Origin of the sequence: Shewanella sp. Isolate13 (assembly GCF_022398325.1) — a bacterium.
Taxonomy (GTDB): Bacteria; Pseudomonadota; Gammaproteobacteria; order Enterobacterales; family Shewanellaceae; genus Shewanella.
Map to the genome: position 1 here is coordinate 1 of NZ_JAKEVD010000022.1, position 23,730 is coordinate 23,730.

The 23,730-nt window shown below is 42.3% G+C and carries 18 protein-coding genes and 5 pseudogenes; 15 read left to right on the plus strand and 8 right to left on the minus strand.

Features of this window, described 5'->3' with window-relative positions; translation table 11 throughout:
• The first annotated feature begins 280 nt into the window (after positions 1–280).
• Genes pssE through glmM form a run of 4 tightly spaced genes read left to right on the plus strand, consistent with a single transcriptional unit; the run spans position 281 to position 3,616 of the window.
• Complete coding sequence (gene pssE, locus L1D44_RS14090) at positions 281–736, plus strand: PssE/Cps14G family polysaccharide biosynthesis glycosyltransferase (protein ID WP_239891585.1); 456 nt, start codon at positions 281–283, stop codon at positions 734–736.
• A 2-nt stretch (positions 737–738) separates the two neighbouring features.
• Positions 739–1,656: an SDR family oxidoreductase gene (locus L1D44_RS14095; protein WP_239891587.1), complete on the plus strand. Its 918-nt coding sequence runs from the start codon at positions 739–741 to the stop codon at positions 1,654–1,656.
• A 9-nt stretch (positions 1,657–1,665) separates the two neighbouring features.
• Positions 1,666–2,214: a sugar transferase gene (locus tag L1D44_RS14100; RefSeq protein WP_239891589.1), complete on the plus strand. Its 549-nt coding sequence runs from the start codon at positions 1,666–1,668 to the stop codon at positions 2,212–2,214.
• 52 nt (positions 2,215–2,266) lie between these two features.
• On the plus strand, positions 2,267–3,616 hold the full coding sequence (glmM, locus tag L1D44_RS14105; RefSeq protein WP_239891591.1) for a phosphoglucosamine mutase: 1,350 nt from the start codon (positions 2,267–2,269) through the stop codon (positions 3,614–3,616).
• A gap of 68 nt (positions 3,617–3,684) precedes the next feature.
• Here the strand turns inward: glmM and L1D44_RS14110 are convergent, their stop codons facing one another.
• From L1D44_RS14110 to L1D44_RS14135, 6 genes are all read right to left on the minus strand, one after another.
• On the minus strand, positions 3,685–4,851 hold the full coding sequence (locus tag L1D44_RS14110) for a DUF3596 domain-containing protein (protein ID WP_239891593.1): 1,167 nt from the start codon (positions 4,849–4,851) through the stop codon (positions 3,685–3,687).
• A gap of 884 nt (positions 4,852–5,735) precedes the next feature.
• A complete protein-coding gene (locus tag L1D44_RS14115; RefSeq protein WP_239891595.1) occupies positions 5,736–6,992 on the minus strand; it encodes a hypothetical protein in 1,257 nt (418 codons plus the stop codon).
• A gap of 12 nt (positions 6,993–7,004) precedes the next feature.
• Positions 7,005–9,887, minus strand: coding sequence for a hypothetical protein (locus L1D44_RS14120; RefSeq protein ID WP_239891597.1), 2,883 nt, complete (start codon positions 9,885–9,887; stop codon positions 7,005–7,007).
• A gap of 1 nt (position 9,888) precedes the next feature.
• The gene (locus L1D44_RS14125) at positions 9,889–11,475 is read right to left on the minus strand and encodes a hypothetical protein (RefSeq protein ID WP_239891599.1); all 1,587 of its coding nucleotides are present in this window, start codon (positions 11,473–11,475) and stop codon (positions 9,889–9,891) included.
• On the minus strand, positions 11,468–12,556 hold the full coding sequence (locus L1D44_RS14130; protein WP_239891601.1) for a hypothetical protein: 1,089 nt from the start codon (positions 12,554–12,556) through the stop codon (positions 11,468–11,470). Before L1D44_RS14130 ends, L1D44_RS14125 begins: the two co-directional genes overlap by 8 nt.
• Positions 12,557–13,160: 604 nt before the next feature.
• A complete protein-coding gene (locus tag L1D44_RS14135; protein ID WP_239891603.1) occupies positions 13,161–13,859 on the minus strand; it encodes a hypothetical protein in 699 nt (232 codons plus the stop codon).
• A 245-nt stretch (positions 13,860–14,104) separates the two neighbouring features.
• Between L1D44_RS14135 and L1D44_RS14140 the strand changes: the two are divergent.
• A pseudogene (locus L1D44_RS14140) lies at positions 14,105–14,539 on the plus strand (IS30 family transposase); the annotation flags it as partial.
• 1,316 nt (positions 14,540–15,855) lie between these two features.
• On the opposite strand, the pseudogene L1D44_RS14145 reads toward L1D44_RS14140, so the two are convergent.
• Both L1D44_RS14145 and L1D44_RS14150 read right to left on the minus strand, forming a co-directional pair.
• Positions 15,856–16,083, minus strand: a pseudogene (locus L1D44_RS14145) (transposase); the annotation flags it as partial.
• Positions 16,084–16,163: 80 nt separating this feature from the next.
• Positions 16,164–16,499: pseudogene (locus L1D44_RS14150) on the minus strand (transposase); the annotation flags it as partial.
• A 144-nt stretch (positions 16,500–16,643) separates the two neighbouring features.
• Here L1D44_RS14150 and L1D44_RS14155 point away from each other — a divergent pair.
• From L1D44_RS14155 to L1D44_RS14200, 10 genes and pseudogenes are all read left to right on the plus strand, one after another.
• On the plus strand, positions 16,644–16,895 hold the full coding sequence (locus tag L1D44_RS14155) for a type II toxin-antitoxin system Phd/YefM family antitoxin (RefSeq protein ID WP_239891605.1): 252 nt from the start codon (positions 16,644–16,646) through the stop codon (positions 16,893–16,895).
• Positions 16,895–17,161: a Txe/YoeB family addiction module toxin gene (locus L1D44_RS14160; protein ID WP_239891607.1), complete on the plus strand. Its 267-nt coding sequence runs from the start codon at positions 16,895–16,897 to the stop codon at positions 17,159–17,161. The genes L1D44_RS14155 and L1D44_RS14160 overlap by 1 nt, the downstream gene beginning before the upstream one ends.
• Positions 17,162–17,215: 54 nt before the next feature.
• Positions 17,216–17,341 (plus strand): annotated as a pseudogene (locus tag L1D44_RS14165) (DUF1778 domain-containing protein); the annotation flags it as partial.
• A 315-nt stretch (positions 17,342–17,656) separates the two neighbouring features.
• Positions 17,657–19,006, plus strand: a complete 1,350-nt coding sequence (locus L1D44_RS21855; RefSeq protein WP_239891609.1) for an ATP-binding protein — start codon at positions 17,657–17,659, stop codon at positions 19,004–19,006.
• Between the two features lie 263 nt (positions 19,007–19,269).
• A complete protein-coding gene (locus L1D44_RS14175; RefSeq protein WP_239891707.1) occupies positions 19,270–19,488 on the plus strand; it encodes a type II toxin-antitoxin system Phd/YefM family antitoxin in 219 nt (72 codons plus the stop codon).
• Positions 19,478–19,765 (plus strand): annotated as a pseudogene (locus L1D44_RS14180) (type II toxin-antitoxin system RelE/ParE family toxin). Before L1D44_RS14175 ends, L1D44_RS14180 begins: the two are co-directional and overlap by 11 nt.
• A gap of 622 nt (positions 19,766–20,387) precedes the next feature.
• The gene (locus tag L1D44_RS14185) at positions 20,388–21,398 is read left to right on the plus strand and encodes an SEC-C domain-containing protein (RefSeq protein ID WP_239891611.1); all 1,011 of its coding nucleotides are present in this window, start codon (positions 20,388–20,390) and stop codon (positions 21,396–21,398) included.
• A gap of 446 nt (positions 21,399–21,844) precedes the next feature.
• Positions 21,845–22,360, plus strand: coding sequence for a hypothetical protein (locus tag L1D44_RS14190; RefSeq protein ID WP_239891613.1), 516 nt, complete (start codon positions 21,845–21,847; stop codon positions 22,358–22,360).
• 365 nt (positions 22,361–22,725) lie between these two features.
• On the plus strand, positions 22,726–23,403 hold the full coding sequence (locus tag L1D44_RS14195) for a zeta toxin family protein (protein ID WP_239891615.1): 678 nt from the start codon (positions 22,726–22,728) through the stop codon (positions 23,401–23,403).
• 59 nt (positions 23,404–23,462) lie between these two features.
• Positions 23,463–23,624, plus strand: a complete 162-nt coding sequence (locus tag L1D44_RS14200) for a hypothetical protein (protein ID WP_239891617.1) — start codon at positions 23,463–23,465, stop codon at positions 23,622–23,624.
• The last annotated feature ends 106 nt before the right edge of the window (positions 23,625–23,730 follow it).

Here is a 23,730-nt window from a genome sequence, read left to right on the forward strand (position 1 = left end):
ATTCCATACCGATTCTAATATATAATATATTGCTAATTTCTTATTTAATAGTTAGGTTTGATGTTAAATGTGTTCTGAGTACCGGACCTGGTCTCTGTATTTTTCCTTCAATTTTTTTTAAATTTTTTTGTAAAAGTACTATAGTTTTTTTTGAGTCTTCTTGTATGTTCTATAGTAAAAGTATGACAGGCTCTATCATGAGTTATGTAGCTAATCACATAATAGTACAGAATGAGGAATTATTGCAGGTCTACGATAAATCAGTGTTCTTAGGAAGGTTATGAAAATATTAGTTACTGTAGGTACAGGTTCTTTTGATTCCTTGGTAGAGCGTTGTGATAAAATCTCATCTAATTCAGTCGATGAATTTACTTTCCAAATTGGCAAAGGAGGATATCAACCTAAAAACGGTCTTTATTTTGATTTTTCTCCAGACTTAAATCTTACGGATTTTGATTTAGTAATATCACATTGTGGTGCTGGCACAGTTTTTAAGTGCCTTAACAGTAAAATTCCTTTGATAGCCATTCCTAATTTGGAGCGCAGTGATAAACATCAGTCTGAATTAGGATGTTATCTAGAAAAGCATAACTTTTGTTGTACATGCTTTGATTTGACTCACCTAAACAGATTAATTGTAGACTATGATTTTAAAAATTATAATGATTATAATAACATTTCTTTTTTTGGTGTTAGTGAGGTCATTGATATTATAAGTGATAGTTTTAAGGAATAGACATGAATATATTAGTCACGGGCTCATCAGGATTTGTTGGGGATTATTTTGTAAAGGCTGTTCAACCAGATTTATATCGAACCTCAACTTTATCATTTACGAAGTTTTTAAGTGGAAGTTATGATAAGTCTACTTTTTCTAATATCTCAGTCGTTATTCACTGCGCAGCACGAGTTCACGTTATGAATGACCATTCGTCTGAACCGTTAGATGACTACAGAAAAGTTAATACAATAGGAACTATTAAGCTTGCACAGCAAGCATTAGAAGCTGGTGTCAAACGCTTTATATTTGTTAGCAGCATAAAAGTTAATGGTGAGTCGACCCTAAGTGGTATACCTTTCACCGCAGTTGATCCAAGAGCCCCTGAAGACTTTTATGGGAAGTCTAAATCGGAAGCTGAAGAACAGTTGTTAGAATTTGCTAAAGAAACTGGGTTAGAGGTCGTTATTATACGACCAACATTGGTTTACGGGCCCGGAGTTAAGGCTAATTTTGCGTCGCTATTAAAATTAGCTTCAAAAGGTTTACCTTTGCCTTTCGGCAACATAAAACATAACAAACGAAGTCTAGTTTCAGTAAAGAACCTGGTTGATCTGATTATGAACTGTGTTGAACATCCAAAGGCTGCAAATCAAATATTTTTAGTTTCTGATGATCATGATTTATCTACTGCCTCAATGGTAAAGCATATGTCATATGCACTCGGAAAACCCAGTAGATTACTGCCAGTACCTTTATGGTGCTATCGCTTCGTTGGTAAGTTAACTGGTAAGTCTGATTTAGTAGATAGGCTTATAGGGTCTTTACAGGTCGATATATCACATACTAAAGATACGTTAGGTTGGGTTCCTCCACAGACGCTTGAGCAAGGTTTTAAAGAAACCGCAGAGTATTTTCTTCTCAATAAAAATAAATAGAGTACATAAATGATCCGCATTATCGATTTTTTAGCCTCCTTCTTTGGACTGTTATTGCTTTGGCCTGTTTTATTGGTCGTCACAATTATTGGCATGTTTGATACTGGTTCGCCTATTTTTGTTCAAACCCGTGTAGGCCGAAATAAAAAGCCTTTTAAATTGATTAAGTTTCGCACTATGTCTGTTGAAACCAAATCAGTCGCTAGTCACTTAGCGAGTAATGCTTCAATTACAAAATTGGGTAGCTTCCTACGTAAAACTAAGATTGATGAATTACCGCAATTAATTAATGTGATTAAAGGTGAAATGAGTTTGGTTGGTCCTCGACCGAACTTATTTAATCAAGAAGAGTTAATTAAAGAGCGCGATGCGTTAAGGGTTTACGATGTTTTACCTGGCGTTACAGGTTTAGCTCAAGTTCAAAATATTGATATGTCTACACCTGCTTTATTAGCAAAAACTGACAAGCAGATGATTGATAGCCTAAATGTTAAAGATTACTTCAAGTACATCATGATGACAGTCTCAGGTAGTGGTTCTGGTGACGCGGTAAAATAAATATGTGTCTCTGGTTATTAGTTTATTTTGCGCAGTTTTAGGAAATTAATTTATGTCTCGTAAATATTTTGGTACTGATGGAGTTCGTGGAAAGGTTGGTGAGTTTCCTATCACACCCGATTTCGCAATGAAGTTAGGTTGGGCTGCTGGGACTGTTTTGGCCTCAAGCGGTACTAAAGAAGTGTTAATCGGTAAAGATACCCGCATTAGTGGCTATATGCTTGAGTCGGCGATCGAGGCTGGTCTATCTGCAGCAGGTATTAATGTCGCGTTAGTTGGGCCTATGCCAACACCTGCGGTTGCTTATCTAGCCTCGACTTTCCGTGCTGATGCTGGCGTTGTTATCAGTGCTTCACATAATCCTTTTTATGATAATGGGATTAAGTTTTTCTCTAATTCAGGCACTAAGCTTAATGATGAGCAAGAACTTGAAATCGAAGCTCTGCTAGATAAAGCGATTAATCATAATGCGATGCAGTGTGTAGAGTCTGCTGAATTAGGAAAAGTAAGACGTATTAATGATGCTGCTGGGCGCTATATTGAATTCTGTAAAGGCGTATTCTCTAATGAGCTGTCATTAGCAGGGCTAAAAATCGTAGTAGATAGTGCCAACGGGGCAGCCTATCATATCGCGCCTAATGTCTACAGAGAGCTTGGCGCTGAAGTGGTTAGCATCAATGACAAGCCTAATGGGCTTAACATTAATGCCGAGTGTGGTGCAACAAGCCTAGATAGCTTACAAACTGCTGTGATTGTGCACGAGGCTGATTTAGGTATAGCGCTTGATGGTGATGCAGATAGAGTGATGTTCGTTGACCACAATGGCCATGTTGTTGACGGTGATCAGATCCTGTATATATTGGCAAAGTCTGCAAAACAGCAAGGGACTATGTCTGGTGGTATTGTTGGGACATTAATGTCTAACTTGGGCCTCGAGATTGCGTTAAAGGGAATGGACATTCCTTTTAAACGCGCTAAAGTAGGTGACCGCTATGTTGTAGAGCAATTAAAAGAGACCGGTTGGCGTATAGGGGGCGAGGGTTCAGGACATATTTTGCATTTGGATCATGCATCCACTGGTGATGGTGTGGTGGCTTCGTTATTGGTGTTACAAGCAATATTAGAAGCTCAACAATCATTGGCTGAGATCGTTTCTGGTATGAAAAAATTACCACAAGTACTGATCAATGTGCGCTTGTTGACTAATAACGCCGATGAAATTTTAAATTCTAACGTCGTTCAACAAGCTGTTATTGAAGCTGAATCAGTCTTGGCTGAAAATGGTCGTGTGCTACTACGTAAATCGGGTACTGAACCACTTATCCGAGTGATGGTTGAATCTACCGATGTCGAAATGTCTCAAGCACAGGCAGAATATATTGCAAATGCTGTCCGCTCTTAATTTACAATTTACATTGGTCTAAATGAAATATAAGCCATAGAGTGCGAAAGCGACTATGGCTTTTTTTGTTATAGAGTTACTTGCTCTTTCATCAACAAATCAAAAGCCTTTCCATCTGTTCTAGACGCATTAGCCACATATGGCGCATACACATCAAATAGAAGTCTTGTATCGCTGTGCCCTAGCATTTGCGACACGTATAGCGGATTTTCGTGTGCAGCGATATGTAGTACGGCCGCAGTATGGCGTGTTTCATAAGGGCGTCTTGGTTTTAGCCCTGCTTTTTTAAGTGCTGGATACCATAGCTTTCTACTCACATAGTGTGTTTCTAATGGTGTGCCAGACGGTCCGATAAACACAAAGTTTGAATCTGATTGGCTCGCCTCTTTAACCCGTTTAAATGCTTCATACACCGAATCACACATCTTAAGTTCTCTACGAGATTTCGGTGTTTTTACATCACATGTTTCGCCATTGACCCAGTTTTGTCTTATACGGATTAAACGGTGGTCAAAATCAATATGCTGCCATTCTAATCCATGCACCTCACAACTTCTCATCCCAGTCCAGAAGCGGACGATAAAGTAATCTTTCCATTGTTTGGGTACATGCGTTAAAAATTGGCGCACCTCATCAATTGTCATCGGGTGTGATTCGGCTTTTTCTTCTTTGAGAGAGCGATAGCGTCTCAATGAATAATCAAACTTACACTCTTCTGCTGCAAGGCTGACTATCGCCACTAGCGGCCACAGAATATTATTGATGCGCCTATTCGATAGCAGCCGAGTACCATCCTTTTTCTTGCCCTCCATTAATTCCTGACGAAAAAAATCAACTTGCGATAGAGTGACTTCGTTAAGCAAAGTATTGCCAAACTGGGGGATTAGGTATTTATCCAGCGTATTACGCACAGTATCGCGGTAGCTGTTTTTCCATTTGGCTTTTTGTCGTTCAAACCATTGAATAGCAAACGTATCAAAAAATGGATATTGGCGGTCGGGATATTTGTCTCGTTGTAGCTTCTCAAACTTGGCGACTTTTTTACTTTTTGGAAAGTAATCGCGGTACTGAAAACTGCCTAAATCAATTTCAGCATTCATTTGCTTGAGGGTGGCTTTGGCACTAGCGAGGTTTTTAGGTGTGGCCATCAGTTTGGTGCCTTCACGAAAACGGCAGCCATAGAGGTGTAGGTCGAACTGAATGCGCCCGTTAGGACGGATGCGAATATGAGCCATAATGGCCTCCATTGATTGCAGATCGTTAAATAGATCTGTCCCTTACCAATGGAATTCGTTAGAATTTGTCCATCGGCTGGATTCGGTTAATAGACTGCGCAGCCGGTACGGGGTAGGGTGGTTGCCGCCACTCTGCCCCAACTGCTTTTTTTATAGGTTAACTTATTTTCTACTTCTCGCTTGTCAGTCGCGTTTGCCTGTCTCGCTTGTAAAACACGCTTTCTTAAAGCAAAAGCTAACCTAGCTTACTTATTTTGTTTTTTTTCCTTTTCTTTGTTGCTAATGACCAATATTGCTTAAAATAGGACTATTGGTTAAAAACACATCTATTACTATAGCTGTAACTGTATATTTGTCCAGTGCTAATGGGAAGTGCTACTCAGAGGTACTATTCACAAGTACTAATCGTAACCACTAACTACCTTGAAAAACGCCGCTACAAGTACTAATCACAAGTGCCGCTTATAAGCTATGTTCATAAGTAGTCGTCGTAGCGTTAATCAGTGCATGTTGTTATCAAAGGCGCATCAACACTTACTTATGCTGTTAATGCCGCTGACTGATAATAGCGATGTTTTCAAGATAGCCCTGTGTCAGAATCGTTGTCAGCGCTAACGCTAGTGCTAATTGATGTTAACTGTAATTTAAATCGTTAAGTACAGACAATGCTTTATGACTGCCAAATATTTTGGTCACACAGTGGATATAGAGCAGCCATTATCAACTTGATACTTTCAGTGTTTTTCAAGGTGGTCAGGCACCCTGTGTCGGTATTGCAAGCTACCTTGAAACACGCTGCTACTTTCAGCGTTTCGATTGCTGTTTGCAGCAGTTATCTACTCTGAAGCGCTTAAAGTTAGCCTGAGTTGACACCGACCACATAATCACACATCCTCAAAACCAAGCATATCAAATTGATTTGATTCATCACCGATAGCATTTTGTTGTTTTAGCATGATTTCTAGTTTGGCTTTTGAATTAAGTACCAACTCCATTTTGGGTGAGGCGTATTCGATATCAGTGATGCTTTGATAAGGATCGCTATTATTTCTGTCGTTATAAAAGCCCAGCTTTAACTCGCCTTGCTCATTAATTAATACTGCGATTTTCATTTGTTCTGCGCTAGTCATATCTTTGATCGGCACACGATTAAGCTGACTTAAGTTGATGCTGTATAGCGAGGGCTTGTCACATTCGATATGTTTGGTGCGGATAAAACGGTTACTACCGGTTTCTTCAACTAAGCTGGCAAGCATGACATAGTCTGCATCGATATAGAGTAGCGCTTGGTTGGCTTTTTTTAACGGCGTAATCGACAAGTACTTTTTAAGATCTTCCTTAAAATCGTAAATGTTGATGATAATTTTCACTTCGGTTCGATACACTGTTTCTTTTTTCAATCGATATTCACGCAGCGATGCCAACGAGCTTGAGCTCACGCGGTTCCCATCACTAAATATCGCGCGTTCATCATCCAAATAATACTGGATCTGCTCTGCATCCGAGTTATGGCAGATCCGTTCCAGTTGTACCACGCTTTCTTTGTTGAGCAATATGCCATGTGTGACGTCCATATTTTCTGGTAGCGCACAGGTTTGAATGTTGTTATCACGCTCAATGCGGACTTTTTGCTGCTCTTTATTGAGTTCAAACACATCAAAAGGTTGGTGAGAATCGGCGACTTCAAGGATCACCCTAGCTGAATCTGTTGGTAATACTTGGTAAGTTTGATTTTTATGTTGTTCAAGAAAGGCAAGGTGGGACTCTATCGGCGGTTTGGCTTGAATATAGAGGCGAGAGACTTGCGCCATCAGGCCATTAAGAAGCGGTAGTTTTTGCTGTTTGCCATATTCCACTTCGATGCTGATTGGGGTTTCATCTAAGGTGTTTTTTGACTCCGCTCGCCACCATGTACTAAAGCTACTGGCACATAATGACCATTGACCTTTTTTGAGCCCCCAGTCGCTATTAAGTGGTAACTTAACCATAGAGGGAAAATCGCTCTGCCCACCAATTAAATAGCCGACCTCTTTGGTCTCTATCACCACGGTGACATAAGGGATCGGATCTTTGTCGCTGATGTCGTCAACTAGGTGGCTTATGTCTCGTTTACTGTCAGCATTAAATTCAAGTTTTGGCATGTTGGGATCCTCTTAAGCAGTGATAGTTGATAAATTATCAAAATATTGGGTGAGTGGACGTTTGAATGTTGCAGCGGAAAAAGGTGTGTGCAGGGTGATGTTAAGGCAGGTGTCACCAGCAGGTATAACCTTATGCTGCACCTTGTCTTGTTTGCGCGCAAAGCGGCTTTTGACCAATCCTAGTTTATGGCTGTTAAGGCTTTTTCGGTTTTGCACTAAGGTCAGTGTCGCATCGAATGATTTCATTGCGCCTTGATGACATAAGCTTTGAAACGCCTTAAGCGTGCGCTGGTTACAGGGGCAATTGAAGACCATATCGAGCTTACTCGGCTCATCTAGCCTTGCTAAACTTTTACTCGCCTTTGCTTCAATTACTCTTGCACCGCCTAAGTGCTTAATCGCAGTGCGTTGCTTTTTATCCAGCACGAACCCTTGGTGTTGCCCCAATTGCTGCCACGCTTCGCTAAGGGTTTTCATGGTAAGCTCACCCGTTGTCAACATGCGTATCGCCTGGCCATTCATGAGATAAAAAGTTTGTTCGCTATGCCATTGCCTTGGTATATGCTCACTCCATTGTTTCAACCACTTATCGTCGCTCCATTGTTTATGCTTAGAAATGGCCTGTTTGGGTACCACCCTTTTTAGGAGTTGCGCCTCACTAAAGCTGGGTTGATGGTACTTTTTGGCTTGTTCAGGCAACGCTGCATATTCAGGACTGAGCTCTGCAAGCACTCTGGAGATATCATTTGACCCGGTAGGAATATCTAAAAGGTAGCGCAACTCATCACGGCTGTAGTTGCGTTTATGTGGTTTAAATAGCGGAATGATCCGCTCAAGGCCATGCAGATAATGACGCCGAGTGGTGGCATAGTGTGCATGGCCAAATTGAGCGCTAATCACGTCAAAAAGCAAGCTGTCGTTTACCTCGCTAAAATCGCGGCCTTCTAACCAAAAACTAAAGCGTGCTAAGCAATTTTGCTGAGTCAGCATCGTTTGCATGGCGTTATCATCGAGCAACGAGGCTAAATGGTTATCTGCGCGCTCATAGGCCAAATGCAATCCTTGCAGATAGGTGAGTTCTACACCTGAGTGGCGTAAATGATGAAAACGTACCTGCTGACCAAACAACCCTTTGAGCACTTGCGTCACCGGATATAGATAGTGACTGGCGCGTGAAGCAATCGATTCACCACATAAGGCCAATAATGGTTGTGCGTTATCACTCTCTGCATGCATCTTAATGACGATACGTACGAGCTTTGCAGCGACTTTTGGCATGACGATATACACATGGCGAGTTTGCCGACTTTTTGTTTGGCCCTCAGGAGTCCCTGTAATCGTCAGCTGAAAACGGTTGTTTTGATTGCCGACTTGACGAATATCGCCGACTCGAAGACGCAATACCTCTCCTCGACGTAAAGCGCCGTAAAACCCAAGTAAGGCTGCAACACTGGCAAACAGCCGTTGCAGCACGTGACCATTGTTGGATGATAGTAAGTGCTCGATAACCTGATGTAACTGCGAGACGCTCAGCCGAAAAGGATCAATACGAGCAGGTAAGCTTGGCTTTTCAAACTGACTTAAATCAAGGTGGTCGGTTAATGGTTGCTGTGCCACGCTGCGCAAAAATTGGTAGAAATGCCAAGCCTGAGAGTCTTTGCTCTCAAGCATTGCAAATGCTTGCTGCGCCCATTCGACTAATTTATCGGGTTCGCAGGCTGCTTGATATGATAACGGAGCAAGGTTTTTGTAAAAGTTGCTATAGCGGTCGACAGTATCCGCAGGGAGGTTGTCACGTTTAATTCCGCCCTCAATAAATAGCGATTCACAAAAGTGAAACAGCAGTTTGGGGAGGATGTTATCTTGAGTCCAATTGGGCACCAATGGCATGACGGCTGATGCTGATATGGTGCTTTTACGGCGGTAATACTTGATTAAATCTCTGTGCGGCCAATGAGGCTTGCTCGATTTTGATGTAATGCTGCCTTGCTTTTCTAATTGAGGAAATACGATAGGCTGATAAAGCGAATTTTTGACTGCAACAGGTAGAGTCGGGTTGTAGGTGTACGCCAATGTTGCGACATGGCGTTGAGGATCGGAAATATCACGCAATAGCTCGGCAGGCACTTGATAATGATGATGCCACAACGATTGAAACGTGCGCTGCCAGTGGGCTGCCGAGCGCGGAGTGAGGTAATAAGGCTGCGCCGATAACTCCTGATTTAACGCTTGTATCAGTGCATTGGTGGTTGGCACCTGAGTTTGCTGCAGCATATATTGTTGTAAGAGCCGATAAGCAAACAACGGCAATGGCAACCGAGTAAAGCTTGGTTGAGTGTTGTTAGCAAACGCAGCGATAGGCGTTGGGTGCGGCACCTTAAGGGTATATTGACCTTCAAAATACTCAATGGGCTCAGCACTACTGAGAACCGCTTGCCAGTAATTCAATGGCAGAGGAGCGACCTCTATGTAGAGTACAGTAAGTAACCAGGCTAATTCGCTTTTTAACTCGCTCTTAGGTTCGGCGATAAAGTGCTGGCGTTGCAGTTGGTAGCCTCGAAGTAATGTACCTGCATTGTCGTTGAGGATTTGTATTTTACGCATCCACTTGAGTGCAATATCTGTGAACTGTTTTTCTTGTCGCTTAGGCAGCGTCCAATCACAGACATCATGCAGATATTGTAAGACTTGGTTTCGTGCTCGTTTAAGTCGGCGTTGACGCCCCGTGGGGATGTCGGTAATAGCTTTATTGATTAGCTTTAGGTTTACAGCCTTGAGTTGACGTTCGCGGGAGTGCGGTTCCATGCGCAGGCATATCCATTCTATATCGGTGCGCTCTTCTATCGCTTGTCCCTGATCTATATGGTAGCGCTGTAGCGTACTGTAATTGAGCATATCACTTACCCTCCGTGAACGGTGGCAGCTGTAAAAAGTCACTAATGCCATTGAGGTGCTTGGTGAGCTTTTTTTGCGATGCAGGGAAGTGCATATCACTGCCAAGGTGTTCACCAAAAGAGGAATGTCCCATTAGCTGGTCAACATCTTGGGTGGATAATACCGGATCGAGGGCCGCTCTGGCATGCTGAGCAAAAAAGTGCCGTAGTTGGTAGGGCACCACTCGATCGTTTGGGTAGCATTGAGACCAATGTTGCATCATAAAGTGCCGTAATGCTTTTGCTGTAAGTGGCACCGGCTCACCCAGTTCATTGACTTGAAACCACAGCAATGCAGAGGGAGTATACATTGGGAAAAGTTGGTTGAGCTGATGTTTAAGCTGTTCAAATCGCAGGATTGCTTGCTGCAGGTAGTTAGGCAGCGTCACACTGCGCCAGCGACCTTTGTCGCTAACAATAGCGTGTTGAAAGTTAAAGCAGCAAGCTTGCTCAAGCGTAATGGCATGAGTCGGGCGAACGCCAGTTAATACGATGAACAGTAATGCGAGTTCATTGGCGCGAAAATTAACTAACTCACGGAGGGTGGTTATTGTGTGCTGCGGGTGGGTAAGTTGCTGCGCTTGTTGGTGAATATGACGAAAAAAATACCGTACTTTGTCCACTTCCAACATACGCTGTGAGCCAATGGGAAGCGGTGGGGTTTTGATATAGGTTTTCGTTGCCTTAGTGAGATCGAGGTGAAACTCTGCAATCCTGCCGGATTCTGATAAGTACGCTGGTAGCGGATCGTTTTTATGTAACAGTGAGCGCTCATTTGCACTGATGGGGAGGGATACATTGAGCATCGGTTCGAGCTCAGGTGTCATCAGAACTTGACGTAGCCTATCTAGATATCGGGTTTGCGCATGAAAGATCTCATAGCGGAGCTGCTCGCTGTCTTGGTATTGATAGGCACTGGCAGAGTGATGATGTAGTCCCTCTTCTCCGAGTAGCATACGTTTACTGAGTGTCGATAGCCCGCTATCAAGATTGGCCAACGTTTTAAAGTAGCTAAAGAATCCGTCACGGCGTATGCGATGTCGCCCTAATAACGAAGATGGTGTACGCCACTTTTTCGTCAATCCATGAATGAAAGCCTCTTTTTCCTGAATAGATAATCCCCAATGCTCGGTAGTCTGGGTTAATGCATGACTAAAGTAGGCATTGAGTCCGTTTGGTAAGGGTTGCCATTGCCATTTAATACCATGGTGTGTGTCGTGCGCCAGTGCATACTCGACCCAGGAAATATTATTCATCCGTACTCGCCGTAGTGAATTGGCTCTGCACGGCTCACTGCCGGTGAGGATGTTTATCGTGGGGATATCGTTAGTAGTCCGGCAATCAGCAAGTTCGCCTGTGAGCCATAGGTAGGTAAAATAAAACCGCTGTCGATCGTAGGAGTTTATCTTACCGTCAGAGGCAGGTTGTACGCGCGGTTTTAATCGGTGCAGAGCTGTAAGTAGTGTTAGAGCTACGCTCATTGGCTCTGGGTAGACACCGCCGCTATTACGCTGACGCGCCTGACGTTTGATAGCACTTAGTTTACTCATGACTTAAATCCTTATCGTCATTGTTGACGATCTTGTGGGTGGGAGTCCGGATTGCTGATGGTGATACCCTAGCGAGGAGTGCCAATCGGTTCTTTTTAGGCAGTGATATGGATGATAGTGCTGGATTGGATTTGGCGGTGTCGAGTCGAGTGGCTAAGATTTTTAGCGACGAAGATTGGTAGTTGTATTGCAATGCAGGCAGAGTGAGCATTAATGTCGTGATTGTCTGTTCGATGTTATTGTCTGAACTCGGGTGCACACATAGGCTAACTTTTTGAGATTGCGCGCAGGGGTGTTCTCGCAGTAGCGCAAACAGTGGTTCGGGCATTAAAAGCAGATAGTGATCCGAAGTTGAGGCTATTACATGCAGGGTTAGTGTCTGCAGCAAGAGCTGTATTTCGTGCTCATGAAGTTGTTCAACCACGTAAGGGGTAAACTGCACCGTTATCTCATCGCTGAGTATACTTGCGACCATCGGGTGGTACTCGAGGGTAAAACTGCTAATCAAGCGCTGCTTTGTTTTCATAGCATTCCCGCAAGGATCCTTTCTCGCGCCCTGTTGTCGATTCTTTTTTGCGATAAAAGGCTGTTTACTCATGCCCCCTCTAACTATTTTAGCTCTGATTGCCGAGGGGGAGAGCTGAGCCAATTCACTAAATCGTTTTTTTGAGAGTGTTGAAAAACCGTGTGCTTTAGAAGTGCATATTAGATGATGTAGCATTTCAGGCAGTCGCTTTTGATCTTGGTACACTAACGTCGGTTTAATTAAGGTTAACGCGGTCAAAGCCGGTTCAGCTTTCTTGTTAATGAGTAAGGGGGCTATTAGTTTTTGATAGCTCGGTTGGATCCGCTGTAAATCCAGTAATGGCATATCAACTAGTTGCTCACAGGTACCGTAGCTAGAGTTGCGTGCAACAGGAATTGGGGGGCTATCTAGGATTAGCTGAACTTGTTCAATAGTCAGCATATGGATCGTAGGGAGCACTGATAATGAAAAAACATCACCGGAGAGTAATGTGATCAGTTTCGGATGGTGCTGCAATTGCACACTATTGAGTATGACTTTTTTTGATTTAGGCATCCTGCCCTCCTTAACAATCCGTGTTAGATCTCTGTTTGCAAATACTTGAACAATTAACTACAGAGAATCGACTTAGTCCTTTTGCATTACTGTATATATATACATATGCATATATTGGGTGAGAAGTCAAAGTGATTATTTTTCGGTGAGAACATAAAGTGTCTCGTTATCCACATCCCCCAAAATATAGGATTGTAGGACAGTATTTTAGTGTGCGATAGGAGATTGAATTTAAAGTGAATATCTTGATTTTGGGTAAGTTCTATTAATTGTTAATCAAGTAAACCTTCTAGATTCAGCGCTAGATTTTTCCGTAAGTAGAAAGCTGGTTTTTTTTAAATGAAAATTCAAATCGACTCAGCGTGAATAAAACGGGTTAAAGCGCTAGAAGGGAAAGATCGATGCTTAAAAGCTGTACTCAGAAGACCGACTCAAAGTCGAGTTGAGCAAGGAGGCGATGGTAAGAAAGTGGTAAAGTTATCTCTGCAGGGTGAGATGGTAAGGTACGGTGTAAACTCAAGTTTGAGCTAATACATATATAAGCGCTGATAATTTCTGTTTCCAATAAGCAGTGCTTAATCAAGCACTGCTTATTGGACGTTTACTAGCTAGTTCGTTCTGAACTGAAATAGTCGTAGAGTAGATCGAGCGGTGTATGCCCTGAGTGTTCGAGTATTCGCTGACGAAATAGCCCCTCAGAACAGTGCGTTAACTCATTCCAGTCGGGTTGTTCAGATAGAAACAATTCACCACAATGATCGGGATTGACGGCGTTCCAAATATCCTTAATTTGGCTATCGATATCATCGTCGAAATTCAGATTTTTTCTTAAATCGAGAATAAATCTGTACCATTCATCGTAGGTTAGCCATGCGCCGTTAGCATCGACAGGCAAAACGTAAAAGGTTATATCAGGAGAATATGGCGAGGGGTTAGCATAATAGGGCGTTTCTATGATCTCACCATTATCGTGAATAGCAACACACAAATCGCCTTGACTAAAGGTACACTGCACATCGCTTTCTAATAGTTGAGCGATGTGTTCATTGGTTGACCATGAATGCTTCTTCACGCCGGATGATTCGAGTGCTGCTAAAAACTCATTCACCTTGAGCAGCACTGAACTCTGCGCTTTCATTGCCTCTAGGCCGCTGAAACCTGCATTCCTAGCCAGAGCCTGGTAGCCCTGATTGAGCTTACATTGTCGTATTTCAGTTGGAATGTCTCGAAATTCGAGTTTAAAACAATCTAAAAGAGCGGTTGTAGATATTTCAACAAAATCTGAATATGCATTAATATTCATAATATTACCTCGAGTTATATTGGATTTGACTGCCTATCGTGTTTGATTTTATTGATACGGCGTTCACCAACAGTACCGAGCTAGTATTTTTTCTGAATAAAATCTCATTTTTACAGCAAACACACCATAGCCATGAGTGGCTGTTCTCAACCTACAACTACAATGGCTTTATGTCAACCTAGTATTTCAGTGGGTTTAATAGCAAGGGTGCCAAGCTGAGACGCCTGCTTACGATTTAATCCCCTGTAGTGGGAAAACCTAGTACAGGCGCTCTAGCCATGATTTTGGAGCGTAAAAGTCGCTTTTACTTGGCCAAAAAGTGGCTTCTAAGTCTGCAATAGATGTAAATAAAGCGACAATAGATTTACTTATGCTATATAAATAACATGTTCATACTATTGCAGCTGATAATGATCGAGAGATTGCCAAACACGAAGAGATAGTAGAAGCATTGAATGCTGATATTTACGTTGCTCATCCCTATAGTTCATAGGGGCGTGGTGCCAATAAAAACGCTAATGGTCTTTTGAGGCTGTATCTACAGTAAGGCACTGATTTAAGAGTGGTAACAGATAAGGGTATTCTATTTGCACAAAATAGAATAAATCATCGACACAAAGAAGTGTTTAGGGTTCGAGCAGCCTGCAGTGGTTTTTAAGGGTATGGCTTTAACTGCTTGATATTAGAGAGTATCGCACCTCGCTGTTGAATGCTAAGGATTATCGACTTGATGATTACCAAGTGATGCTAGATAGCATACTAGAATATATCCTTCGATAACTAACGATATAGCATTATAAGATCTATTAATAAGCATATTTCAGCGACAAAAGGGGTTATGTACTTGCTAGTCATAACTGATGTTATTCGGCACTCATCATACTCCATGGCGATTTGAGCATTTTTAATACTCATCAATCGGAAAGTGCCAATAACAACAGGGTCTATATTTGTGCACAACCGCAGACTATCAGTGATATCTCGGGCTACGGAGCGGTTTGTGAACGTTCCTACACCTATAGTGTGGTTGCAGCGAAAGCCAGATATAAAGGGCTGCCCAGCCGTTTGTGATCGTTCATACACCTATAGTGTGGTTGCAGCGAAAGCTTGATATAACGGGCTGCCCAGGCGTTTGTGATCGTTCATACACCTATGGGGGATTGCTGCGAAAGCCTTGGTATCTCTGGCTGCACCGTAGTTTGCGATCGTTCCTGCCCCTATGGGTATTGCTGCGAAAGCCTTGGTATCTCTGGCTGCGCCGCAGTTTGTGATCGTTCCTGCCCCTATGATTGACTGCAGTGAAATCCTTGGTGTCTCTGGCTGGCCAACGGTCTGTGATTGTTCGTACCCCTATGATTGACTGCAGTGAAATCCTTGGTATCTCTGGCTGCACCGCAGTTTGTGAACGTTCCTGCACCTATGATTGATTGCAGTGAAAGCCTTTGTATCTCTGGCTGCACCGCAGTTTGTGATCGTTCGTACCCCTATGGGTGATTGCTGCGAAAGCCTTGGTATCTCTGGTTGCACCGTAGTTTGCGATCGTTCCTGCCCCTATGGGTATTGCTGCGAAAGCCTTGGTATCTCTGGCTGCGCCGCAGTTTGTGATCGTTCGTACCCCTATGGGGGATTGCTGCGAAACTAATTCATCAATCGGAAAGTGCCAATAACAACAGGGTCTGTATTTGTGCACAACCGTAGAGAATAATGTCTGTGCCGACATTTGTGCATATGCGCACAACCGTAGAGAATAATGTCCGTCCCGACATTTGTGCATATGTGCACAACCGTAGAGAATAATGTTTGTGCCGACATTTGTGCATATGTGCACAACCGTAGAGAATAATGTCTGTGCCGACATTTGTGCATATGTGCACAACCGTAGAGAATAATGTCTGTGCCGACATTTGTGCATATGTGCACAACCGCAGACTATCAGTGATATCTCGGGCTACGGAGCCGTTTGTGATCGTTCATACCCCTATGTTTGATTGCAGCGGAAGCCTTCTAGTGCTCGCAGAGACAAGTTGAGTACGCTTTTAACAACCAGTGCTGGTTCAATAGCAACATCGGAGTAAATATACCCTCGGCTACGACTACCATGGTGTTCAGTACATCGCCAAGACTTAATCGCTTGCTCATCAATCCAGAATGTCAGAGAGTCACGATTGACGAGTGCTTTGTTGTACCGAGACCAATTGGTTATTTTATGTTTAGACTTTCCCATCTTGCTGCTTTCTCATAACTACCTTAGGAGATCAGAGCACGCTAACGGCAAAAGGTTCCATTCGATTTAGGAAACAGGGCCCCTTCATCCCAGTATCCCGCGTTACTTCTAAGCGGAATCGTGGGCTTACAACCCTTGCGTTTTAGTAGCTTATGACATGCTTTAGTGTCATAAGCTTCGTCAGCTGAGACTTGAGTTATTAGCCTTATCTAGGAATTAAGTAATGTCGGTAGAACTTCATTGTCAGTGACATTAACTAAAGAGACTCCCGCAGATACAACTTCATGCGTACAGCTATCTACTGCCAGGTGTAGCTTTCGCCAAGTACGTCGCTTCTCTTTACCATGCTTACGGGTTTTCCACTCGCCTTCACCATAAACTTTCAGACCTGTTGAGTCGATGACGACATTCGCCACAGTGCCCCCCTTTGCTTATATGTACTTAGGTTACTTTAGTGGGGGGCTATTTTTACGGGTTGCCAAAACTGATACGTACTTTAATAGGTACACCTTTGCGTTTTGAATTAAACTGTACCTATTAAAGTACATGTTGAGGTGTTTGTGACTGTTTACAGCTTTACCGAAGTAAGAAGTAATTTTAAATCTGTTTGTGATCGTGTCGTCAATGACTGTGAGCATGTGGTGATCCACCGTAGAGATGCTGAAAATGTCGTTATGTTTTCTGAGTCTGAGTTCAATAGTTGGAAAGAAACGCTGTATTTACTTTCAAATCCAGTTAACGCAAAGCATTTGTTAGATTCAATAAAACAGGTTGAAGATGGTAAGCTACAAGAGCGTGAGTTATTGGATTAATGAACATTCTTTTTTCAGACAATGCTTGGAATGACTACCTTTATTGGCAGCAGCAAGACAAAAAAACACTGAAACGCATAAAAACACTCATCAAAGATTGTAGAAGAGCACCTTTTGAGGGGATCGGGAAACCTGAACGGTTAAAAGAGAACCTTTCTGGCTATTGGTCTAGACGGATCTCTGATGAGCAGCGATTGGTTTATAAAGCGACTCAAGATACTTTAATCATTGTAAGCTTACGTTATCATTATACGAATAATGGCTGATAGAATGAATAACAAGGTGCTAAGCCTGAAAATGGAGGGTTTTAAGTGCTGCGATTGAAAAAAGCTAAACAAGTCATCGATCGTGAACAAAATCTAAAACTGAGCCAAGCTGACGCTATGTTGTTAATGGAAGCTTTAGACCGCCCAGCGACTCCGAAGCCTAAATTATGTGTCAGGTAGCCTCAACGGAGACACGACTCAGTTGCGGGTCAAACCCAATACCTGACAGTAAACCATCACAATCCTCCTCATTTTGCCTTAGCCTATCAAAGGTATAAGTGCTACTTCTCCTCCTGCCCATAAATAAATGAGCAGGTATCCTTGCTGAAAAATGATGAACTACTCGCTGCTAAAGCCACGACCGACAATAATTGTCATGCTGCCCAGTTAACGTCAATAAAGTTACTGTAATTTATATTACAGTAACTTTGTTGACGTTAGGGTGGGAGTTCCCTATGCTAGTTGATAACACGCTATCCATTAAAGTGACGCATAGTGCAACAGTTTTACAACCGGAAAAATGAGCTACAAACCTTAAGAGCAGTATCAAACAATGTTATCAATACCAAAGCACAGCTCAGTGTTATGGTAGGCAGAAGGCGTGTTGGTAAAACCCGTCTATTAAATGAAGCATTTGCTGGCACAGGTATAAAGTACCTGTATTTATTCATCAGTAGAAAAAATGAAAGCTCATTGGTTGATGAGTTCACAAACATTATCCGAAATGAGTTAGAGGCAAAGTTTTTCCACCCTCAATCACTCAGAGATATTATCGATTTTTTGCTCGATTATTCGAAGGCTCATCCACTTACTGTGATCATTGATGAATTCCAAGACATAGACATAGTCAACTCGGGCCTATTTTCTGATATTCAGAACTTATGGGATGCAAATAAACGAGAATCGATGATGCACCTGGTCTGCTGTGGCTCTCTTTACAGCATGATGACAAGGATTTTTAAAGGCAAAGACGAACCTTTGTTTAACCGTGATGATTATTTCTTTAAGATTAAGCCACTGCAACCATCGTACATTGTTGATGTAATGAAAGATCATCAACAATTCAGTGCTGAGAGCTTATTAGATTGGTGGTGCTTGTCCGGTGGTATTCCCAAATACCTCGAATGGTTAACTCGTTTTTCTGGACAAAACGATAACCTTTTTGAGGCTGTTATCTCTGAGTTTTCACCGTTTATTAAAGAAGGAACCCACAGGCTAGTTGAGGACTTTGGCTCAGAGCATCGCGTTTACTTTGATATTCTCGGCGCGCTCGCAAAAGGCTACACGAGCAGAGCTCGCATAGAGACTTTTCTGGAGCTCAGCGTTGGTGTGCACCTAGAAAAACTTGATGAAGTCTTTGATGTTATAACCAAAATGCGTCCGATTAGCTCTAAAGGCACATCAAGAGATGTTCGTTACTCAATTTCGGACCCTTTTTTAACCTTCTGGTTCAGATTTATCCACTCAAACAAAAGTGCTGTTGAGATGGAGAATTATGAGTATATCAGAAGGCTTATTGAAAGGGATTTTGAGGTCTTCTCTGGGCTAGAGTTAGAGTCATTATTCACCGCTATTTTAGTTGAATCAAAACAGTACGGCCGTATCGGTGGCTACTGGGATGCTAAAGGGCATAACGAAATCGATATTGTTGCTATCAATGATCTAGATAAAAAGATCCTGATCGCTGAAGTTAAGCGTAAACAGAAGCGATATAGTGAAGCCAAGCTTATCGAGAAATCTGTAAACCTATTGCAAAAGTTAAACGTTAAAAATTATAGCGTTGAGTATAGAGGGTTTTCTCTGGATAATTTGATTGAGGTTATGGAGGAGAATCAGGCAAATTAACTATGCCACTTCACTTTGTTAAGAGCGGACTATTAGAGCGTGTGGCAAGAGGTGTGTATGTGTATGGCTTATCAAGAAATAAACGCACTTCTAAAACGATTGAGCAAATCGCCCGCCAGCACATGGCTCACTGAATTACAGGGGCGTTATACGGCAAAAAGGAAACGTAGCAGTTCACATTAAAAAGGCGCTAAAATTTTCACTTAATTTAATACTAGTTTGGTGGCGTCATGAGATAAGTTCTAGCTGATTGTTCAGCAAGTATTACAGAGTTAAAGAAGAACCCTACAGCTCTTTTGAACGAAGCTGATGGTTCTGCTATAGCTATTTTAAACCACAATAAACCAGCGGCTTATCTAGTGCCTGCTGAAACTTACGAATTTCTAATGGACATGTTAGATGATTATGAGCTATCTCAGCTTGTTGAAAGCCGCAGACTGGATTTATCAGATGCTGTGGAAGTCAATATCGATGACTTATAAATTAAAATTCCTACCAGCAGCACAAAAAGAGTGGAGCACATTAGCTCCGCCGATCAAAAATTAGTTTAAAAAGAAGCTAATTGAGTGTCTCGAAAACCCTCATGTGTCAGCATCGAAATTACGCGGTTATGATTCTGTCTATAAAATCAAATTACGTACAGCAGGCTATCGTTTAGCTTATGAAGTTATTGATGATGAAATTGTTGTTTATGTCCTAGCTATTGGTAAAAGGGACCAAGATGCAGTTTATAAGAAGTTAGCCTCGCGCTTTAGTTAGCCGTACCACATACAAATATGGATAGACAGCGCGTCGCCGCGTCCTTATCCCGAGTGTTGAACAAGCCCAATTGATACAAATAACTTCAAGATGCAGGATTCAGCATGTCGAGAAGTGACAGAGTTCAAGGTAGTTAATTGCTCCTGCATTAACGGCCTTCCCACCATATATGGCGGTCTTCATGAGATTGTAGGACTCGTTATTCTCGGCTCTGGCATCCTGCTTGGCCCTACCTCCTGCATCTATGCAGTCGTAATTCAATATTTCATAACACAGAAAAATGTTGCTTCTCGCCGTGCCCTACGGGATCTCTGAAACGAGCATCTTGAGGTTGCTTGGGTATCGTATTTTAAGCCAATTCAACATTGAATACCTGTATAGTGATAACGCAATACTAAGCCCTTGGAACAGTAGGCTCTTTGTAAAATGATAATACTTAATTAATGGCAAGCCGCGTCGCCGATAATGGACGATGTTTCCAGGCTTTGTTTAGAAATCCCGATGCCTACTATAGGATCCAGAGACGAGTACAGTAAAAACGAGATGAATGCTTGGGTAGCTTTAAGCTGCTGAACAACTGATGAAATTCGCGTGAATTAACAATATTAAAGAGTCGTGAGCGATGAATTTAGGCCGAAATAGTCCTTGCCCATGTGGCAGTGGTAAAAAATATAAGCGTTGTTGTATGGACGGCGCGTCAAAACTGCATGCTGAAATGCTTGATGATGTTGAGCAAGTTGTGGCGATGTCACCCAACTTGACGATCGACGAGCTTAATGTGGTCATACAAAAGAGAAACGATGAGCGCAATAACCGCGCTAACCCTGACTTTTGCGGGCTGTCACCCACACAAATGGGGAATTGGCTATATGCACCATTTGATGAATTGGCTTGGGTGACAATTTGTTCGCCGGAAGTGCTTTCAACTAGCCCTGTAATGCGCTATTTGACACTGATTTTAGACGAAGCGATGCAAAATGACGGTTCGTTTAAAGCCACCAGTAAAGGAAATTTACCGGCTAAATTAGTCAAACAGGCCAGTGATTGTTTACCAGAGTTCGCGCTGTCACAATTTGAATGGCATACGAGTATTAGCATCAGTGAATTTGCGGGCAGTAATGAAGATAAATTTAATGCGTTACATTACACCCGCATTTTGGCCGAAATTGCCGGTATTATTTATCGTCGTAGTGGTCGATATCATGTCAAAAAAGCGGCTTTGACACAGTATCAGCGCCACGGTATTCATGCTTTTTTCAAGCCGATGCTGGAAGCGGCAACCACGAAGTACAACTGGGGTTACTTAGATAGTTGGGAGCATAGTATCGAGCTGAGAACTTTTTGGCTGTTTATGCTGTGGCGTTTACAAACACATGCTAGCGTTGAACAGTTGATTGATGAAGTCGCCACGGCATTCCCAGATCTATTACTTGATAGCCAAGTTGATGATTATCGCACGCCAATCCAGCAATTGAGTAGGTTAATAGAGTTACGCTTTATTGAACGTTTTTTACAATACTGGGGTTTTGTGACGATCGATCCCAAACGGTTGTTCACGCAAGAGCATGTATCACGAAGTGTGCAAGTTCAGCCCCTGTTAACGCAGACCTTTCAATTTAATACACAGCACTAGCAGATTAGCATGAGCGAATATCAATCCTACCGTTTTGAGTGTGTAGATAACTATCCTGCAAGAGGGGGTTAGGGAGCAAGCAACGAGAGGCGCTGAGACAAATTTCAAGCCGGGCCGAAATCACAGCGACTTCTTTTCAGGTCGTTTATCACTACAGCGACCTAAAGGCTGAAGCCTACGATATTGTACTTGATTATTTTGATGTCGGTTTCTATTACGCAGATTGGGGCTGCATAGACGTTTACATAAAACTGCCCATTGGCACTTTACCAAGTACACTTATAGGGTTTAGTCAACATGGTTTATCTGTTTACGAGTCAGCTCAATGGCAGTTGCTCGTTTTTTCGATAGAAGACTACCCTGGGTATTTTGATGATGAACAAGCGGATGACTTTTTTCAGCATATAGTCACGCTTCGGACGGAATTAATCCAAGGTGACTGGCGCTTGCTTTATTTTATGTGGCTAAAAGCGTTTGATACTGTTAACGATATTGCCGCAATACCTATGTTTGAGCTAGGGCAGTTAACGCGTCAGCAAGCGATAGCGATGACGAAGAAAGAAGCTGTCAATAAACAAGGGGCATATCAATACTGGCTAAACGCAAAAGTGATAACCCCCTATATTGAGAAAGGCCTGAAGCAATTTAAGCAAGAGCAAGCCGCTGTGTTAGCACAAAAGCAGCTAGCAGAAACAGCGCTAAAAGAAGCTGAGCATACAGAGGTGTACAGGCAGCGAGACCATGTTTGGCAGCAAGCGCAAATACAAGCAAAACGTGCGTGTGCCAGTGGTTATGATCAAGCATCACGCGACGTGCACTTATTGGCCGAGGCTTATCATTCTAAAGGCGAGCGAACAGCCTTTGAACTCCGTTTTAGACGTTTTGTATCAAACAATAAGAACCGTAAAGCGCTGCTAACAAGGTTACAAGGTTTATCGCTTGGGTGTGACGTTGCAACTTAATCTGGATGATACTAATCACATGTCAGTATGACGGAGTCAGGCTAATTATATCGTTTTGATATTATCAACGCTTAGAGCCAGGCCTAAGATTATATTCCCGTAATGGTGAATTGATTGCATCGACATAAAAGTAAAGCATGTTGATAAAGCTTAAAATGTCGACATGACTCTTTCGAAGCGCTACGCGTCTCACATTGACATGATAAAACACTATGTTGAATAAACTGAATCGGCAACATAAAACGACCTATGTTGTAATCGTAGCCTCGACCGTTCATATAAGCTTATATTACTTACGATAAGCTTATACTGTAAAAACCGTGACTGATATTATACGTTTACATTAATGTAGTTGACATGAAGCCATGATAGAACAAGAAGCAGATATAGAGGTTAGAGCGATACGTTATGCAAAAGCTAACCGAACTCGTATAGCAAGAGAATTGACTGACTTTTCGCTCTATCCCGCAGATGAGAATCCTGTATCTATTTTTATGTGCGGCTCTCCAGGCGCAGGTAAAACAGAAGCATCTAAAGCGTTCGTTGAGCTGTTCGATGAGACGGCCATTGTTAGACTCGATCCTGATGAGCTTAGGGACTATTTTCAAGAATATACTGGGGACAATTCATACTTGTTCCAAAAAGCAGTTAGCTTTGTCGTTGAGCGCACACTTGATAGATTATTCAAAAATGATCAAAACTTTATTCTTGACGGGACACTGTCTAACTTTGCTGTTGCTTGTAAGAACATTGACCGCTCATTAAAACGTGAAAGAGGCGTACTGATTATTTTCGTCTATCAGGAACCAATTCTTGCTTGGGAATTCGTTCAAGCGAGAGAAAAACTTGAAGGCCGACGCATTCTAGCGGATACATTTATCGAGCAATTCTTAAACTGCCAACAGGTTATAAAACAAGTTAAAGAGAAGTATGGCTTCAGCATAAAAATAGACCTTTTGTTAAAGAATAACGACGGCAGCATCACGACAACATTGAAGCCGCCGAGCTGCACATTAAAGAGAATTACACTCGCGAAGAGTTGAGAAGGTTGATAAAATAAGCCCGCAAGGCTATTTTTTAGGCTGTTTAAAGTGAGAATATTATGTTTGGAAACGCTAAAAAGAAATTAACGACATCTAAGCTTTCAGCCTTCGTAATGAACGCCAGCTCTGAGGAAAAAGAGCGCATTTATACTCAGGTTATAAGAAAAGCGACTGAGTCGCAAAATAAAGTGATTGAAGAAGCTAAGTCTGTATCAGCATAGCGCTCAATGTAGCATTATCCCCCTCTCATCAGCAATAGCCGTAGGATGAGTCATTAAGTAGATTTTACGTACTTGTCTATCGATACAAGGGTCTGATCTTGGCTCG